The following is a 16,854-nucleotide window of genomic DNA, read 5'->3' on the forward strand; positions in this document are numbered from 1 at the left end:
AAAACCTCCAAGCAATGGCTTGCACTGCATTCTGTCCCAAATGGGAAAATCGAAGTGGATCACGGTGCTGCTCAAGCCATATTAACTCAGGGAAAAAGTCTTCTGCCTGCAGGAGTGACCACCATTACCGGCCATTTTCATGTTCATGATGTCGTGGAAGTGATTGGTCCCAAAGGAGATTTGATCGGCAAAGGGCAGGTTAATTTCTCTTCCGAAGAGCTGTTGGCTATTAAAGGGTTATCCAGTTCGGAAGCAATGCAGATTGCAGGAAGCGACCGCCGTGTAGTTATTCATCGGGATCATTGGGTAAGCCAAAAAAGAAAGGAGAAAAGCTCATGGAATTAATTTTAAAAGGGAAAAAAGCGAAAAAGGCAGCGGCAGAGCTGGCGAAAAAAACTACTAAGCAAAAGAATCATGCGCTTGAACTGATCTCAGGGCAGCTGATGCAGGAGAAGAATTTTATTTTAGCAGAAAATGGGAAAGACCTGGACGCAGGAAAGAAAAATGGAATGAGTGATGCTTTGTTAGACCGTCTGCGTTTAAATAAAGCCCGGCTTCAGGATATGGCGGACGCACTACTCCAGCTTACTCATTTGGATGATCCGGTTGGGGAGGTTTTATCCTCATGGGAACGTCCGAACGGACTCGCCATTACACAAGTAAGGGTCCCGCTTGGTGTTGTCGGCATGATCTATGAAGCGCGTCCAAACGTCACGGTCGATGCATCCAGCTTATGTTTGAAGACGGGGAATGCTGTTATGCTGCGCGGAAGTTCTACTGCCATTCATTCCAATAAAGCAATTGTGAAAGTGATTCATCATGCCTTGGAAAAGAGCGACTTGCCGCCTGATGCTGTACAGCTTATTGAGGATACGAGCCGGGAAACCGCTTCGGGGATGTTTAAACTGAACGAATACCTGGATGTCCTGATTCCGCGGGGAGGGGCAAAGCTAATTAAGACAGTTGTTGAGAATTCCACAGTCCCGGTACTTGAGACAGGTGCAGGCAATTGTCATGTCTATATTGATGAAGATGCTGATAAGGAAATGGCGATCAACATTGCCATCAATGCGAAAACACAGCGTCCATCCGTTTGCAATGCATGTGAAACGATCATCGTGCACAGAGAGTGGGATGGCCTGAATGATCTTGTGCTTGCACTAAAGGAAAAAGGGGTTATTATTCACGGTGATGAAGGTGTGTGCGGGGAAAAGATCATCCCAGCCGTGGAAGAAGATTGGGCCACTGAATATTTAGGCTTGGAAGTCGCATTGAAAGTGGCGAAAAGCGTGGATGAGGCAATTATTCATATTAACCGCTACGGCACTAAACATTCTGAGGCAATTGTTTCTGCAAACCCTGATAATGTGGAAAAATTCCTGGGTGAAGTCGATGCAGCGGCAGTTTACCATAATGCCTCCACACGCTTCACGGATGGTTTCGAGTTTGGGTTCGGCGCAGAAATCGGGATCAGCACCCAAAAGCTCCATGCCCGCGGTCCGATGGGGCTGCCGGCTCTGACTTCGACGAAATATATTGTTAAAGGGAATGGGCAGATAAAGAAATAAGCTTTTAAAAGAACCAATGACCTGTTTTCCTATTTATTGGTGCCGCTTAGAAATGAATGGTAAGATACATTTAGGTGAATGCGATGAAAATAAAGACATTATTTATTGCCCCTTATCCTGCTATGCTTCCATTAATTGAGGAATGCAGGAAAGAGGAAAAAGAACTGGACATTAAAATAGCAACCGGAAATCTGGGGCAGGCACTCCCGTATGTGAATAATGCCGAATCTGAAGGTATTGATATGATCATCAGCAGAGGTGGAACCGCAAAGCTGATCCAGCAGGAAACAAATATCCCTGTTATTGATATTCAGGTATCCGGGTACGATATGCTTCGGGTTTTAACCCTTGCCAATGATTTTCCAGGTAAGAAAGCAATTGTTGGCTTTTCCAACATAACGCTTGGCGCCAAAACGATTACTGACATATTGGATATTGGTATAGAGGTTTTTACGATTCAAAAGGAAGAGGAAGTAGAAGCCCTTGTTCTGGAACTAAAATCCAAGGGCTTTGAATTGATCATGGGTGATGTTGTAACTATGGAAGCTGCCGCTAAAGCAGGGCTCGAGGGAATCCTGATACAATCCGGCCGTGAAGCCATCTTTGATTCGTTCCAAAAAGTGAAATCCGTGTATCATTCTTTTCGCAGAAAACAGCAGGAAAACGACCTGCTTCGGGCAATTATCAAGGAGAACACTGACAATCTTATCATTTTTGACAGTAATGCTGAATGTGTATTTGAACAATGGAATACTTTTTCTTCTCCTCCCATACTCGTAAGTGATTTACAGAGTCTTGTACACCGGAAGGGAAATGCAGAGTCCGTTGAAATGATTGAAGGTATTAAGGGAGATATGCTTAAAGTTCAGGTTTCGAACCTTGAAATTACGGGTGAAACCTATACTCAATTCATTATTAAAGAGCTTAATCATATGAAGAGTTCTTCAGAAGATTTTAACGTGGAATCAGTGTCACAGCTGCCGATGATCATCAATGAGAGTGACGCAATGAAAGATTGTCTGGCTGCTATTTCTGCAGGAATAAACCGAAATTTATGGCTTTTAATTGGTGCTGCCGGCACTGGAAAAGGATTATTAGCACGCTATATCCATTACTTAAAACATCAGGGGGCCGGTTTGCTGCTTTCTTTACATGCAAAGGAAGCAAGAGCAAGAAGAGGTTTGGATCCCTTTGATGACGACATCCGATCTATATATATATACGGCGCTGAGGACATATCAGGAGAAGAGAAGCCCCATTTGTTAAAGCAGTGTCAGAATTGGGCAGAATCAGGGAAAGAAGTAATTCTATCCCTGCCCAGTGAAATGCAGGAATTCTATTCCCTTCTTTATAACGAAGAAACCGTTCGGATCTATATCCCCTCTTTATTAGAACGCAAGGATGATATAAGAGCTTTAACAGCTTACTTTATTGCACATTTTCATCAGCAGTATGGAACCTCGGCTGTAAAAATCAGGGAGGATGCGATGGAGCTGCTGGAGCAATATAAATGGCCAGGCAATACGGCTGAGCTGAAAGCATTCCTTTTTGATGTCTTAGCAGCTGAGAAAGGCTATACCATCAGTAAAGAGACTGTTTCAAGACAGCTGAATCGGAAGCACCGGCCAGTTCAAATTGAAGACAGTCTGTTAAATGGAACGTTGGATCAGATTGAAAAACGAATTATCGAAGCAGTTATGGAAGAAGAAAACCAAAATCAAACAAAGGTGTCAAAACGGTTAGGCATTAATCGGTCGACATTGTGGAGGAAGCTGAAGCAGTAGTATTCAGCTTCTTTTTTTTGTTTTATAAGTGTTTAAAATTGCAACAAATAATATAAAACTAGAAAATACCAAACTATTTTTCTGTGAAAAGTGTTGAATTTTGCATTGAAAGCGTTTAATATAAAACTGTAATCGTTTTCAGTGATGTTTAAAATTGAAACATATATAAAGGGGATGTTAAAATTATGAAGATCAAAGCAACTCTTGAACGAATTCCAGGCGGGATGATGGTAGTTCCGTTGCTAATTGCAGCAATACTTAATACTTTTGCACCTGATTTGCTCCGTATCGGAAATTTTACTCAAGCATTGTTTGTTGACGGTGCATCAGCTTTAATCGCTTTATTTCTGCTATGTACAGGTGCTCAAATTAACGTAAAATCATTTGGTGTTTCAATAGGAAAAGGGGCAACCCTTTTAGCTACGAAGTGGGTAGTCGGTGCGGCATTCGGGTTAATCGCTTACATGTTTGCAGGTGAAAATGGCCTTTGGCTGGGTTTGGCTCCAATTGCGATTATTGCAGCTATGACGAACAGTAATGGCGGCCTATTCGTCGCACTTGTCGGCCAGTATGGAAGCAAGGAAGACCGTGCAGCATATTCATTGCTGGCTCTAAATGACGGTCCGTTTTTAACAATGGTGGCCCTATCCATTTTTGGTGCTATGGGCTTTGTTGATGGCATGTTCTCATTGCAATCCTTCATTGCCGTGCTGCTTCCAATTCTGGTAGGTATGGTATTGGGTAACCTGGATGAAGAAATGCGTGTATTCCTTGATAATGGAAGCTCCATGCTCATTCCATTTTTCGCTTTCGCCCTTGGAATGGGAATTGACTTCGGTGCCATTGTAGAAGGCGGTCTATCAGGTATTATACTTGGCCTGTTAACAGTATTCGTAACGGGTACAGCAGGATATCTAGTGTTTAAAGCGTTTAAGTGGAATCCAATTGTAGGTGCTGCTGAAGGCTCCACTGCAGGAAATGCTGTAGCAACACCAGCTGCCATTGCAGCGGCAAGTGCAGGGTTTGCGCAGTATGCTGAATTGGCGACAGTTCAGGTTGCGGCATCTACTGTGACAACCGCAATCCTGCTTCCGCTCTATATAGCGTTTTTGGTGAAGCGTCTAGAGAGAAAAGGTTATGAGTTTAATGAAGGAAACCTGAAGAAAGTTAATGGCTAAGGAAGTGGTTCTTGTGTTTGAAAAATTTGGCATTATCGCGGATGATTTGACTGGTGCTAATGATTCAGGAGTGCAGCTGGCGAAAAAAGGGCTGACTGCCACTGTTATGATGGATCTTACCGGGAAAAGCATTCAATCTGACCCTGATGTCTTAATTGTTGATACTGACAGCCGTGCAAAAACACAAGAGGAAGCATATGAAGCAGTCGAAAAAGCTGCTTCTCTTCTTTTTGATAAAGGCTATGCTCATGTCTATAAAAAAGTGGATTCAACTTTAAGAGGAAATATATCAGCTGAACTGGCAGCGCTTGAAAAGGTATATCAGCCGGAAATCGTTGTTATTGCCCCGGCATTTCCAAAAATGAATCGTACAACGGTATCTGGACATCATTATGTAAATGGTGAACTGATTACAGAAACAGAGTTTGGAAGGGATCCAAAGACCCCTGTAACGGAAAGCTTTCTGCCTCACTTGTTAAATAAGGATGCGGGAAAGGATATTGCATTGATGGATCTGGAATTGATCCGAGGAGATAAAGCAGATATTCTACAATTCATTGAAGGTGCTGTTGCGGCGGGGAAAACCTGGATTATTTGCGACAGTGAAAGGGAAGAGGATCTGCAGGTAATTGCCGAGATTTTCACAAGCCTTCAGAAAAAAATTATTTGGACCGGCTCTGGTGCCCTGGTTGAATATTTACCCGATGCACTAAAGCTTATATCTCATCGAGAAAAAGGTCATGAGGAGAATAACATCAGGAAAACTCTCACCGTTTCAGGGAGTCTGTCACAGGTTACAAAAAATCAGCTTTCCCGGATTAGAGAACTTGATCAATCTTATTTTGCTGAAATCAATCCAATCCAATTGGTTAATCATTCAATAGATTTTGAAGAAGTCATTAAAGAAATTGAACAAAATCAGGATAAAAACCATTTTGTTGTCTATGTGGATTCTTGCAATCAGAACCGGGATGCAGCCCGTATAGCGGGAGAAGCAATAGGATTATCAGGAAAGCAGATTGGGGAACGGATTGCCAAGGGACTGGGGCAAATTGCAAACAGACTTGTAAATGAGTTCCCGGAACTCGACGGCTTGATTTTAACAGGCGGGGACATAGCAAAAGCTGCTTGTTCAGAATTGGGGATCCAGGAAATGGAGCTCCATACAGAAATAGAACCAGGTCTCCCTTTTGGCCGGCTGCGCAGCAGGGAAAAAAGCTATTGGGCTGTAACAAAAGCAGGGGGATTCGGCAATGAGCAATCCCTGGTAAACGCAATACATTATATGACAGGAAAGGTTGAGTGCAATGAGTCAAACTAAACCAGTAGTAGGCATTACAATGGGGGATGCAGCGGGCGTAGGGCCGGAAATTATTTTAAAAAGCCTTGCAGAGGCTGAAATGTATGAAATAAGCAACCCGCTTGTCATTGGTGATAGAAAAATTTTAGAGCGGGCCAAACCTTTTGTTAACAGCGGGCTTGTTATTGAAGCGGTAAGCGCAGAGGAATTGCACGGGATCCCATATAAGCATGGGGTAGTACATTGCCTTGATTTGGACCTTTTGCCGGAAGACCTTCCGATTGGGCAGGTATCTCCGGAGGCTGGAAACGCAGCATTTCAATATTTAGCCAAAGCGATCGAAATGGCAAAAGAAAACCGGATTGATGCGATTTGTACTGCACCTTTAAACAAGGAAGCATTACAAAAGGGCGGCCATATGTATCCAGGCCATACAGAGATTTTAGCGGATTTGACCAATACGAAAGATTATTCCATGATGTTATCCGCACCAAATTTAAGGGTTATCCATGTGACAACACATGTCGGGATTATTGATGCAGTTAAAATGATCAATCCTGAAAGAGTGTACCACGTGCTGAAGCTGGCCCATGACACATTGAAAAAAGCCGGCATTGAATCACCTAAAATTGCTGTTTGCGGAATCAATCCTCATGCAGGCGAAAATGGATTATTCGGGTATGGCGAAGAGGAAGAAAAAGTTGTTCCGGGAGTAGAGAAAGCACAGGCAGAGGGTATTGATGCTATAGGGCCGCTGCCGGCTGACACATTATTTTTCAGAGCTGTGCGGGGCGACTTTGATATTGTAGTTGCTATGTACCATGATCAGGGGCATGGGCCTGTTAAGGTTTTGGGTCTGGATGCCGGGGTTAATATCACAGTCGGCCTTCCCATCATTCGTACAAGTGTTGATCACGGTACAGCCTTCGATATTGCCGGAAAAGGCATAGCTGACGAGAAAAGCTTAATGGAAGCCATGCGTCAGGCAGTAGAGCTTGCTCCTAAGAAGAAATAGGCTTATTTTAACCTGCTCGGGGATTATCAGCAGCCCCAGGCGGGTTTTTTTATGGAATTTAATAGATAATAGACTTGTTCACTTATTTAAATTTTTTTTGAAAATGTTATCGGTAACCTCACATTTGATGCTAAAATATAGAAAAAAACACAAAAAGAGGACTATATGAGTAAACGGACAGGTCAAATTTCACTTGTGCTTATTTCGGTTCTATTTACCTCTTATCAATCCATTTTCTCGCATGAAACGTTTTTTACTTTTGATTTTTTTCTATTTACATGTATTGCCTGGTTTGTTGGCTGGCAGTTTGACAAAAGCAGGTACTATGCAGAAAAAGCGCGGGCCAGCGAGAGGAGCTACAAATTGCTTCTGGAATCACTTCCGGTTTCCGTGCTCATACATAAGGATTTTGAAATTTTGTATGCAAACTCCTCTGCTGTCAGCGTATTGTCGGCATCAGATAAAGATGCATTAATTGGCAGGTCGCTTCTTGACTTTATCGAAATGGACTATAAGGGCCGATTGCAGGAGCGATATCAGTACATTAAGTCAGAGAAGCAGCTTTTAAACAATATAGAATATCAGGTAAAACGTTTGGATGGAGCCAGGAGGTATTTTGAAGTTTCATCACTATATGTTGAATATGAAGGAAAAGAGGCCATACTCTCTATCGGAACTGATATTTCCGATAAAAAAGAGGAACAGGAAAAGCTTCTGCAAAAATCAGAAAAGCTGGCACTTCTGGGCCAAATGGCAGCCGGAATCGCACATGAAATCCGCAATCCTCTTACCTCGATCAAAGGGTTTGTTCAGCTCTTCAAGTCAAATAGCCAAAAAGACGAATACTTTGACATTGTACTATCGGAACTGGACCGCATAAATGGAATCGTCGGTGAATTTTTAGTGCTTGCAAAGCCGACTGCAGACATTTTCGAAAAGCAGGACCTTACTAAATTAATCAACGAAGTGATTCTTCTGAGCAGCACCCAATCCATTTTAAATAATGTGGAAATTACAGTAGAAAATAAACTTCATGACCCCATGATTCATTGTGAAAAGAACCAATTGAAACAAGTATTCCTTAACATTATTAAAAATGCCATTGAAGCTATGCCAGGCGGAGGCCAGTTAAATATTAAAGTTTTTAAAAAAACAGGCAACACTATTTCCATTCAATTCATCGATCAGGGTGTTGGCATTTCAGAAGAAAGGATATCAAGTCTGGGGGAACCTTTCTATACGACAAAGGAAAAAGGAACCGGGCTGGGACTGATGATTTGCTATAAAATTATTGAAAACCATAATGGCCGCTTAATAGTCGAAAGTAAAGTTGGGGAAGGCACGAAGATTGAGATAGAACTCCCATATGAGGGGGATTCGATACAGGCAGAAGGTAATCAAAACCGGAACAGCGTTTTGATTTAAATAGTTGAGCGGGGCTGACAGTGCATGGAAATGCGCTGTTTTTTTTATCCCCACCGAAAGGGTCACTTGCATAGGATGTTATAATTATAATAAATTCATTTTAACGGTGATTATAGTGTTTTATTTCATTTTGCTTGGCCTTCTGTTTATCGGGGCTGTTTTGGTTATCATTCGCAAAAAAGTTAATATCCATACGGCTGCAATGGCGGCTGTGATGGCGCTTGGCATTGTAACACAGGGAGTTTTGCTGAATTTCTTCGGTTTGTCCTTCTTTTTGGGGAGCGTCGGCAAGATTTTAAGTATAGCAGATTTAGCCTTATGGATGGCCATTTTGGTATCGATCGGAATGACCATTTATAGAGGAGAGTTTAAGAAGCTGCATTACACTAATCCCATTAACCGATTTGGCATTGGAACCTGGGTGGCAGGAACGTCGATTTGCGGAATCATGTTCTTCAAGCAATTTGGTGCAGGTGCAGAAGCCCAGGCGCTGGCCATTCTCAATGCGGGATTATGGATTTTTTATATTGGAATTAGTTTAATAGGCTTCAAGGATCTCAAGGATACATCCTTTGGACAGCAGGCACATGGAGTTTTGCTGCTGACGACGGTCAGCACACAATCTCTTGTGCTGCTATTCAATACTGTCTTCGCAGATGTACCTGGCGTTCTGAATGCCGCTCTTATTATTTCCGGTCTGCTTTTTTACTCCATCAGTGCGTGGTTTATTCTTAAACGTTATGCCGTTCGCGGCTGGAACATTGCGAAGGATTGGAATAATACCAATTGCATTTTTCACGGTGCCCTGTCCATCAGCGGGCTCGCCATGTATAAATCCGGCGTTGTAGCCCATCAGGCGGCTGCCTGGTTTTGGCTTGCCGTTTTCCTGGTTTTCATTGTGGTGGAGACTATTGAAATAGTAAGGCTGGTATGGCGCATTCGAATATACGGCTTGAAGGAAGGCATCTTCACATACGATGTGACACAGTGGAGCCGAATTTTCACTTTTGCGATGTTCTTTACGTTTACCTTTTTCATAGAAAGCCCGGTGCAGGCAGTTATCTTAAATACAGGCATTTGGATCATTCTAATGTTATTGATTGTTGAATTATATTTAAGTGCTGATTCATTAAGAAGGAAACAAGTCAAGGTTCCGCTGGCATTTGGAAAAGAAAGTTCGGGATAAGTGCTAAACGCACATAAATTTTTCTATCCGCAAGTAAAAATCGCTTATCCGCAAATAAATTTAGCTATCCGCAAGTAAATTTGGAAATCATATATAAATTCAAGCTTTGCACAAATAAGTCTTGAATAAAACGCGCATAAGAGTGGGGCGATTTTGAGGAAAGCTTAAGAAAATAGCGGATTTTCACAAAAAAGAGCCAGTCACATGCAATTTTGCAATGTGGCTGGCTCTTTTTAGGCCTTTTGGACGGATTTTCAAATGGGCACTTATCCTGAGTATAGGACAAGTTTGGTTCCGGGAAGGCTGAAGATAAGGAGGCGATGTATAAATGGGTACCTTTGAAGTGTTGTCTTTGATGATCAGTTTCGGTATGTTTGTTATCGCCATGCTCCAGTTCACAAATAGAGACAGGGATTCATGAACACGCTCTCAAGCGTGTTTTTTTTCGTTTTTAGTTGGAAAGCTCCTCATATTCTTTCTTAATATCTTCTGCGGTTTTATCGATTTCTTCTCCCCAATGGTCATTGACCTTGTTGAACACAATATTGCCTTTTGTATCCATTAAAGCGTAGCCTCTATAGGCTGCGTCACCATTTTTCATATCAGCCTTTTCAATGAGCTTCATTTCAGGATCTGACACAAATGGGAGGCTGTGCCCCATTTTTTCTTCAAGCGCATTATACAGCTCAAGCTGCTGCTCAGGCTGATCGTTGCTGACGATGTACATGTTGGCGTCCATGCCTTCTAATTTATCCATATTCTGATGCAACTCGACCAGTTGCTGCTGACAGAGTCCTCAGGTGTATGTCGTGATAAAGAAGAAAACACTTGGCTTGTCCTGCGGGAAGGTAACTTCATTGCTGGTTTGGTCCTTTAAGGTGATCGCTTCCTGTGCCTGATCTTTACCGCAGGCTGTCAGAACAAGAAGCAGGATTCCTAATAAAATCATGAATTTTTTCTTCATAAGATCTCCAATTCCTTGTAGTTGTTATCCTCTCATTATGGCTATATTTTTAGTTTTTCTCAATAAAAATGCTTAAGTGTGCGAATGTAGTTTCTCCCAGTTATTCCTGAGGAAGCGCTCAATCATAAAACAAACACACCCCTATTTAAAAGAGTGTGCGTTTTATGGAATATTTATTACTTTTGAGGTAATAACCGGGGAAATTCTAAAGGATGAATTTGCTGCGCTGCACCCTATAAATGAGCTTATCGAGCTCCTCTGAGTACATGAGCGTTTCTGGGTGTGACAATCCCTTTCTTTTTCCAACAGAAATCATCTTTTTGCGCAGGACATCGATGTCATGATGAAGTTTTTTTATAGTAGTCGAAGTTGTGGTCATTGATTCGGCTCCTAATCAGGGGATGAAATACTATATTCTATTATCGACAAATTAAACTGCAAATAAACAGATTCGACAAAACTTATAAAAAGATTACAAGTTTCTACATTAAAGACTTTCTAGTGAATGAGGCCTATTTCGAAATGCTTGTATTAATATTCCTGTAAACTATTATTCTTCCAGACTTTACATAGACTTATAACAGGGTTAATATTTCGTCACTATTCTTAATGTGTAAACCATTATAGATAGGGGACGAAGACATTGAAAAAGAAAATGATTTCGGTAATTGGTGCGGCTGTCATTGGGCTGAATGTTTTTGGAGGAGGTGCAGCATTGGCAAAGGATATGCATAAGGACATTGTGAATGTATCGCATCGCGGTGCGTCAGCTTATGCACCTGAACATACAATCGCTTCATATGATATGGGCGAGAAAATGCATGGGGATTATATCGAAATTGATTTGCAGATGACAAAGGATGGACATCTCATTGCGATGCATGACGTGACGCTTGACCGGACGACAGATGGAACAGGGTCCGTAAAGGATTACACTTTAAATGAAATTAAGCAGCTTGATGCAGGCAGCTGGTTTAACGAGAAGTACCCATATGCAGCAAAAGCGGAATACAAAGACTTAAAGGTGCCGACACTTGAAGAGGTTTTCAAGAAGTTTGGAAAAAACAACAGCTACTACATTGAAACAAAATCACCGGATGTTTACCCTGGCATGGAAAAAGAACTGCTTCGACTGCTTGATAAGTATAAGATTAATAAAAATAAATTGCTGGTACAGTCCTTCAGTCCTCAAAGCCTTAAAGTGATGAATGAATTGGACTCCTCAATTAAACTCGTACAATTAATTTCATATAAAGCGAACGCAGAAATTACTGATGCAGATATTAAGGAAATCAAGCAATACGCGATGGGCATCGGTCCTAATCATACGTATTTGAATGAGGAATATGTGCAAAAGGTTGTGAACAGCGGCCTTGAACTGCACCCGTATACGGTCAATGACAAGGAAAGAATGAAGCAGCTGATAAACTGGGGAGTAACCGGTATGTTCACAAACCATCCGGATTTGCTGCATGAAGTGAAAAAAGGGAGATAAATAGAAAGAACTTCGGGGATCATTTCCTGAGTTCTTTTTGTATATAAACCAACACCGCCATAGTGAAAAATTGCTAAAAAGGGCTTGAACATGTTATTTCAAAGTGATATGATTTTTTATAGTTCAAAAATCTGTCACATTTTGATTTGAGATAGCGAACCTGTCGTCGGTTAAAATGTCATCAGATTCTATGAAGATTAACAGTTGGTCCTTTAAGCAGCGATTCCTGCTTGATACTAACCGTCAATCCTGCTTCGGCATGCCCAAATTCGGGAATGCGGGAGAGATTGGCGGTTTTTTTATTTCAAGAAACAATCCTGTAACCGCTTTAAAAAGCAGGATACGAGCATTATGAGGGGGAAAAAGAGTGAAAAAGACAAAAAATCGGTGGCTGATTGCCGCCTCGGCCGTTGGGATTCATATCTCAATCGGTTCGGTTTACGCCTGGAGCAACTTTACCAATCCATTGATTGAGCAGTTTGGCTGGACATCAAAGGAGGTACAGCTGACCTTCAGTTTGGCGATCCTATTCTTAGGGCTGTCAGCCGCATTCCTTGGCCATTTTGTTGAAAAGCATGGACCGAAAAAGGCTGGTCTTCTGGCAGCAGGATTCTTTGGAGCCGGCATGCTTGGAGCCGGTGTGGCAGTAAATATGGGGTCATTGCCATTTTTGTACATAACCTACGGTGTTCTTGGGGGAATTGGTCTGGGAGTCGGCTATATTGCTCCGGTCTCCACACTGGTAAAATGGTTCCCGGACCGCCGTGGATTCGCAACCGGCCTCGCCATCATGGGATTTGGCTTCGCTGCAGCAGTAGCGAGCCCGGTCATGGATGGACTGATTAAATCTGTTGGGACAGCAAACACGTTCTTCATTTTAGGTGCAGCTTACTTAATCATCATGACATTATCATCATTATATTTAGAAAAACCGCCTGCAGATTGGGCACCTGAAGGCATGAAAGAAAAAGCTGCATCCGGAAAAATCAAAATCAAACAGGATTTGGCACAGTTAACGGCGAATGAAGCAGTAAAGACTTCCAGATTCTATTATTTATGGATCATGCTATTCATTAATGTAACCTGCGGAATTGCGATTTTGTCCGCTGCAAAGCCACTGGCACAGGAAAGCATTGGCCTGACAACAGCTGAAGCGGCTACGCTCGTCGGTGTGCTTGGCATCTTTAATGGACTTGGCCGTCTGGCATGGGCATCCATTTCTGATTACATTGGCCGCCCGAATACGTATACGATTTTCTTCGTATCACAGATTGCTCTGTTCCTATTCCTGCCGATAACAAAAGAAGCCATTTTATTCCAGATCATGCTCGCCATTGTGTACACTATGTATGGCGGAGGCTTCTCTTCCATCCCGGCATTTATCGGTGATGTATTTGGAACAAAGCAGCTTGGCGCCATTCACGGATACATTCTTACAGCTTGGGCTGCCGCAGGACTTGCAGGTCCAATGTTTGCAGCCTGGATGAAGGATTCAACAGGAAGCTATGCTTCAAGTCTAACAAGCTTTGCTGGACTTTTTGTGGTGGCGCTTATAGTGTCCATCCTGATCCGGTTCGATATTAAAAAATTGCGCAAGCAAAATGAAGCAAATAAGCGTATGGCAAGTTAAATTAAATAAAAACAGCATTCAAGATAGATAGTGTCTAGCTCCAGCGCCTAGCCCCTCGGGTCATAAGCCAAATCACTCCAGAAATCAGGACAAGGAACGCTTCGTCAGCGATACATCGCCCGACCAAAGCTTGTTTGGGAGGTTTCCTGCGTGATTCGTCTTATGCCTGTCGGACTTGCACAGGATGTGCGGGCTTCAACGTTCGCCACAGGACGTGGCGGTTTTTAGTTGAAGTTCATCTCAGCAAGGCGCTTCCGCTTTTCTTATGGTATGGCACTTGGCAGCGATCCTGCTAAAGACTAACCGCCGCAGAAATCAGCATCTAGTAGTAGAGGCTTTTTGCGGTGGTTTTTTATGCAAAAAGGTCAAATTTATTCCATTTGGCCATATACAATAATAAACGCTATTTAAACATTGGAAATTAAGAGATTCAGGATCTCTATTAAATAGAAAAAATCAAGGGAGTGTTTCAGGTGGGAAAAACAAAGCATCCAGGACCTCAGAATAAAAAGGCAATGCCGGATCCGAAGCATTGGGTGAGCCCCATTCCATTTGGGCTCGGCAAAATAAAGCCGAAGCATATGAGGGATACAGCAAAAATCCTGTGGGAAAACAAAGATAATATCGGGTATGCCACGAATATTTTAACGAAAGGTGTATGTGACGGATGTGCCCTTGGCGTTTCCGGCCTTTATGACCAGACACTTAAGGGGCCGCATGTATGTACTACAAGATTAAATGTCCTTCGTTTGAATACGGCCGGCGCAATTAAACCGGAAATTCTGCATGCTGATATCGATGAGCTGCGCAAGTATGACAGCACCGAGCTTCGTAAATTGGGCCGCATTCCTTATCCGATGATCCGCAGAAAGGGAGAGCGCAAATTCTCCCGGATTACTTGGGATGATGCCATGAACATGATTGCTGAAAAAATGAAGGTCCTAGATCCTAAACAGTATGCGTTTTACCTGACCAGCCGCGGAATTACGAATGAATCCTATTATGTGGCCGGAAAAGTTGCCCGCTTCCTGGGCACAAACCACATTGACAATGCGAGCCGAATCTGCCATTCGCCTTCAAAAACTGCGTTAAAGCGTTCCATCGGAGTAGGAGCTTCCACGGCCAACTACCTTGATTGGATCGGGACAGATGTCCTGTTATTCTGGGGCAGTGTGGCATCAAACAGCTCGCCAGTATCATCCAAATACATGCTTGAAGCGAAGAAGAACGGCACGAAAATTATCGTCGTCAATCCATATAAAGAGCCGGCGATGGACAAATACTGGATTCCGTCAAATCCTGAATCTGCTTTGTTCGGCACAAAAATCGCAGATGATTTTTATCAGGTAAATATCGGCGGAGATATTGCCTTTATGCATGGCATCATGAAACACTGGTTTGAAATGGAGAAAGCGGAGCGCGGTTCTGCCATCAATCATAAGTTTGTGAACGAGCATGTAAATGGCTACGAAGACTTGAAAAAGAAAGTGAAAGAGCAGTCATGGGAAGAGATTATTAAATCCTCTGGTGTAAGCAAAGAGCGTATCATTGAGCTTGCGGAACTGCTTGCGAACAGCAAAAATGCCGTCTATGCCTGGGCTCTTGGCCTGACCATGCATTCTTTTGCCACTGATAACATTTCACAGGTTGCGAATCTTGCGCTGCTTCGCGGTCATCTGGGCCGAAAACATAATGGGCTTATGCCATTCCGCGGCCATTCATCTGTACAGGGAAGCGGTGAAATGGGTGCAGATCCATTCGTATTGCCTGGCGGCGACTTTTATGGTGACAATTTCTCCCGCATTCAAAATCTATGGGGCTTCGAGCTTGAGAAATGGCAGGGTGATATTGTCGGGGTGACACTGGAGAATATTCTGCTCCCTGAAGACCATGAACGGAAAATCAAGCTTTACTATCTTTCAGGAGGTAACTTCCTTGAGACAATGCCAGACCCTGATTTTATCGAAAAAGCACTGTCCGAACTGGATATTCGTGTTCACCAGGATATTATTTTGAATACTTCTACACTGGTTGATGCGAAAGAAGCGGTCATCGTGCTTCCGGCTAAAACACGATATGAGCAGGAGGGCGGCGGTACTTCCACTTCAACAGAACGGATGGTATACTTCAGCCCGGAAATTGAAGGGAATAAGAATAAAATTGAAGAGGCACGAGAGGAATGGAAAATCTACATTGATCTTGCCAAACGCGTAAAGCCTGAAACTGCACATCTTGTTGAATTCAAAAATGCACAGGAAATCCGTGATGAAATTGCAGTGGCTAACCCTAGTTATGATGGCATCCAGCATCTGAAAAAAGCTGGGGATGTCTTCCAGTGGGGCGGGGCATGGTTATGTGAGGACGGCATCTGCCCGACTCCGGATGGAAAAGGCACACTTATTACCGTGGATATTCCCGACCTTGGTAAGAAAGAAGGCCAATTCATTGTAACGTCACGCCGCGGGAAGCAGTTTAATTCCATGGTCTATAAAGAGGTGGATCCGCTGAATGGTGCCGGACGATATGATGTACTAATGAACGCAGAAGATGGAAAGGATTTAAGCATTGCAGAGGGTGAAGGGATCGTCCTATACAATGGATTCGGAGTATTCCAGGGAAGAGCCAAATTCGTCGACATAGCCCGCGGCAACGTCGAAGTCCACTTCCCGGAAGGAAACTTCCTGTTGCCAAGGGGCCGCTACGAAAAATTCGCTGGTATCCCTGACTACAACATCACGGTTACCCTCGAAAAAGCAGACCGCTACAATGCACGCAAAGACGTGGAATATAACGAAAAACACATTGCTGAAGATGAAATAGATGCACCAGCATAAAAGGGAGAGAGATGGCTTAAGGCCATCTCTTTTCTGTGTATTGAGAGGAAATTGCGATTAACGACCAAATTGAATATGATTCAATGAAAATGGTAGTTAATCCGGATGAACAAAGCCGAAAAGAGAGCTGCCTCAAGAAAAATGGTAGTTAATCAGGAGGAATAAAGCCGAAAAGAGTGGTGCCTTGGGGAAAATAGTAGTTAATCTGAGTGAATAAAACCGAAAAGAGAGGTGCCTTGGGGAAAATGGTAGTTAATCTGAGTGAATAAAGCCGAAAAGAGAGGTGCCTTAAGAAAAATGGTAGTTAATCCGGATGAATAAAGACGAAAAGAGAGCTGCCTCAAGAAAAATGGTAGTTAATCCGGATGAATAAAGACGAAAAGAGAGCTGCCTCAAGAAAAATGGTAGTTAATCCGGATGAATAAAGCCGAAAAGAGAGGTGCCTCGGGGAAAATGGTAGTTAATCTGAGTAGAT

The 16,854-nt window shown here is 42.8% G+C and carries 15 protein-coding genes; 12 read left to right on the forward strand and 3 right to left on the reverse strand.

The annotated features are described in order from the left end of the window. The 9 genes from ACEQ1T_RS06590 to ACEQ1T_RS06630 form a co-directional block, all read left to right on the forward strand. Nucleotides 1-345: PUA domain-containing protein (locus ACEQ1T_RS06590; protein ID WP_370222157.1), on the forward strand; the 345-nt coding region annotated here is incomplete at its 5' end. Beyond that, nucleotides 336-1,568, forward strand: coding sequence for a glutamate-5-semialdehyde dehydrogenase (locus tag ACEQ1T_RS06595; RefSeq protein WP_370222158.1), 1,233 nt, complete (start codon nt 336-338; stop codon nt 1,566-1,568). The genes ACEQ1T_RS06590 and ACEQ1T_RS06595, both read left to right, overlap by 10 nt. Before the next feature lie 83 nt (nt 1,569-1,651). Continuing rightward, a complete protein-coding gene (locus ACEQ1T_RS06600) occupies nt 1,652-3,352 on the forward strand; it encodes a PrpR N-terminal domain-containing protein (protein WP_370222160.1) in 1,701 nt (566 codons plus the stop codon). Between the two features lie 185 nt (nt 3,353-3,537). Beyond that, complete coding sequence (locus tag ACEQ1T_RS06605) at nt 3,538-4,530, forward strand: 2-keto-3-deoxygluconate permease (protein WP_206839431.1); 993 nt, start codon at nt 3,538-3,540, stop codon at nt 4,528-4,530. Beyond that, entirely contained in the window at nt 4,523-5,851 is a 1,329-nt protein-coding gene (locus ACEQ1T_RS06610; protein WP_370222162.1) for a four-carbon acid sugar kinase family protein, read from the forward strand. Before ACEQ1T_RS06605 ends, ACEQ1T_RS06610 begins: the two co-directional genes overlap by 8 nt. Continuing rightward, on the forward strand, nt 5,838-6,845 hold the full coding sequence (gene pdxA, locus ACEQ1T_RS06615) for a 4-hydroxythreonine-4-phosphate dehydrogenase PdxA (protein ID WP_370222163.1): 1,008 nt from the start codon (nt 5,838-5,840) through the stop codon (nt 6,843-6,845). The genes ACEQ1T_RS06610 and pdxA overlap by 14 nt, the downstream gene beginning before the upstream one ends. A gap of 165 nt (nt 6,846-7,010) precedes the next feature. Further along, entirely contained in the window at nt 7,011-8,270 is a 1,260-nt protein-coding gene (locus ACEQ1T_RS06620) for an ATP-binding protein (RefSeq protein WP_370222164.1), read from the forward strand. A 115-nt stretch (nt 8,271-8,385) separates the two neighbouring features. Further along, nucleotides 8,386-9,456, forward strand: a complete 1,071-nt coding sequence (locus tag ACEQ1T_RS06625) for a hypothetical protein (protein ID WP_370222165.1) — start codon at nt 8,386-8,388, stop codon at nt 9,454-9,456. Between the two features lie 328 nt (nt 9,457-9,784). After that, a complete protein-coding gene (locus ACEQ1T_RS06630; protein WP_019381338.1) occupies nt 9,785-9,877 on the forward strand; it encodes a putative holin-like toxin in 93 nt (30 codons plus the stop codon). 30 nt (nt 9,878-9,907) lie between these two features. Here the strand turns inward: ACEQ1T_RS06630 and ACEQ1T_RS06635 are convergent, their stop codons facing one another. From ACEQ1T_RS06635 to ACEQ1T_RS06645, 3 genes are all read right to left on the reverse strand, one after another. Beyond that, a complete protein-coding gene (locus ACEQ1T_RS06635; protein WP_370222170.1) occupies nt 9,908-10,234 on the reverse strand; it encodes a hypothetical protein in 327 nt (108 codons plus the stop codon). Nucleotides 10,235-10,252: 18 nt separating this feature from the next. After that, entirely contained in the window at nt 10,253-10,420 is a 168-nt protein-coding gene (locus tag ACEQ1T_RS06640) for a hypothetical protein (RefSeq protein WP_206839438.1), read from the reverse strand. Between the two features lie 205 nt (nt 10,421-10,625). Next, complete coding sequence (locus tag ACEQ1T_RS06645) at nt 10,626-10,799, reverse strand: aspartyl-phosphate phosphatase Spo0E family protein (RefSeq protein ID WP_370222166.1); 174 nt, start codon at nt 10,797-10,799, stop codon at nt 10,626-10,628. Nucleotides 10,800-11,063: 264 nt separating this feature from the next. On the opposite strand from ACEQ1T_RS06645, the gene ACEQ1T_RS06650 reads away from it, so the two are divergent. The 3 genes from ACEQ1T_RS06650 to ACEQ1T_RS06660 all read left to right on the forward strand — a co-directional run bounded on the left by ACEQ1T_RS06650 (nt 11,064) and on the right by ACEQ1T_RS06660 (nt 16,379). Next, on the forward strand, nt 11,064-11,915 hold the full coding sequence (locus ACEQ1T_RS06650; protein WP_370222167.1) for a glycerophosphodiester phosphodiesterase: 852 nt from the start codon (nt 11,064-11,066) through the stop codon (nt 11,913-11,915). A 367-nt stretch (nt 11,916-12,282) separates the two neighbouring features. Next, complete coding sequence (locus tag ACEQ1T_RS06655; RefSeq protein ID WP_370222168.1) at nt 12,283-13,545, forward strand: OFA family MFS transporter; 1,263 nt, start codon at nt 12,283-12,285, stop codon at nt 13,543-13,545. Nucleotides 13,546-14,018: 473 nt separating this feature from the next. Next, nucleotides 14,019-16,379 carry an FdhF/YdeP family oxidoreductase gene (locus ACEQ1T_RS06660; protein WP_370222169.1) on the forward strand — a complete coding sequence of 787 codons (2,361 nt, stop codon included), beginning with the start codon at nt 14,019-14,021 and terminating at the stop codon, nt 16,377-16,379. Nucleotides 16,380-16,854 lie beyond the last annotated feature (475 nt).

The organism is Cytobacillus sp. (genome assembly GCF_964223445.1).
Lineage (GTDB): Bacteria > Bacillota > Bacilli > Bacillales > Cytobacillaceae > Cytobacillus.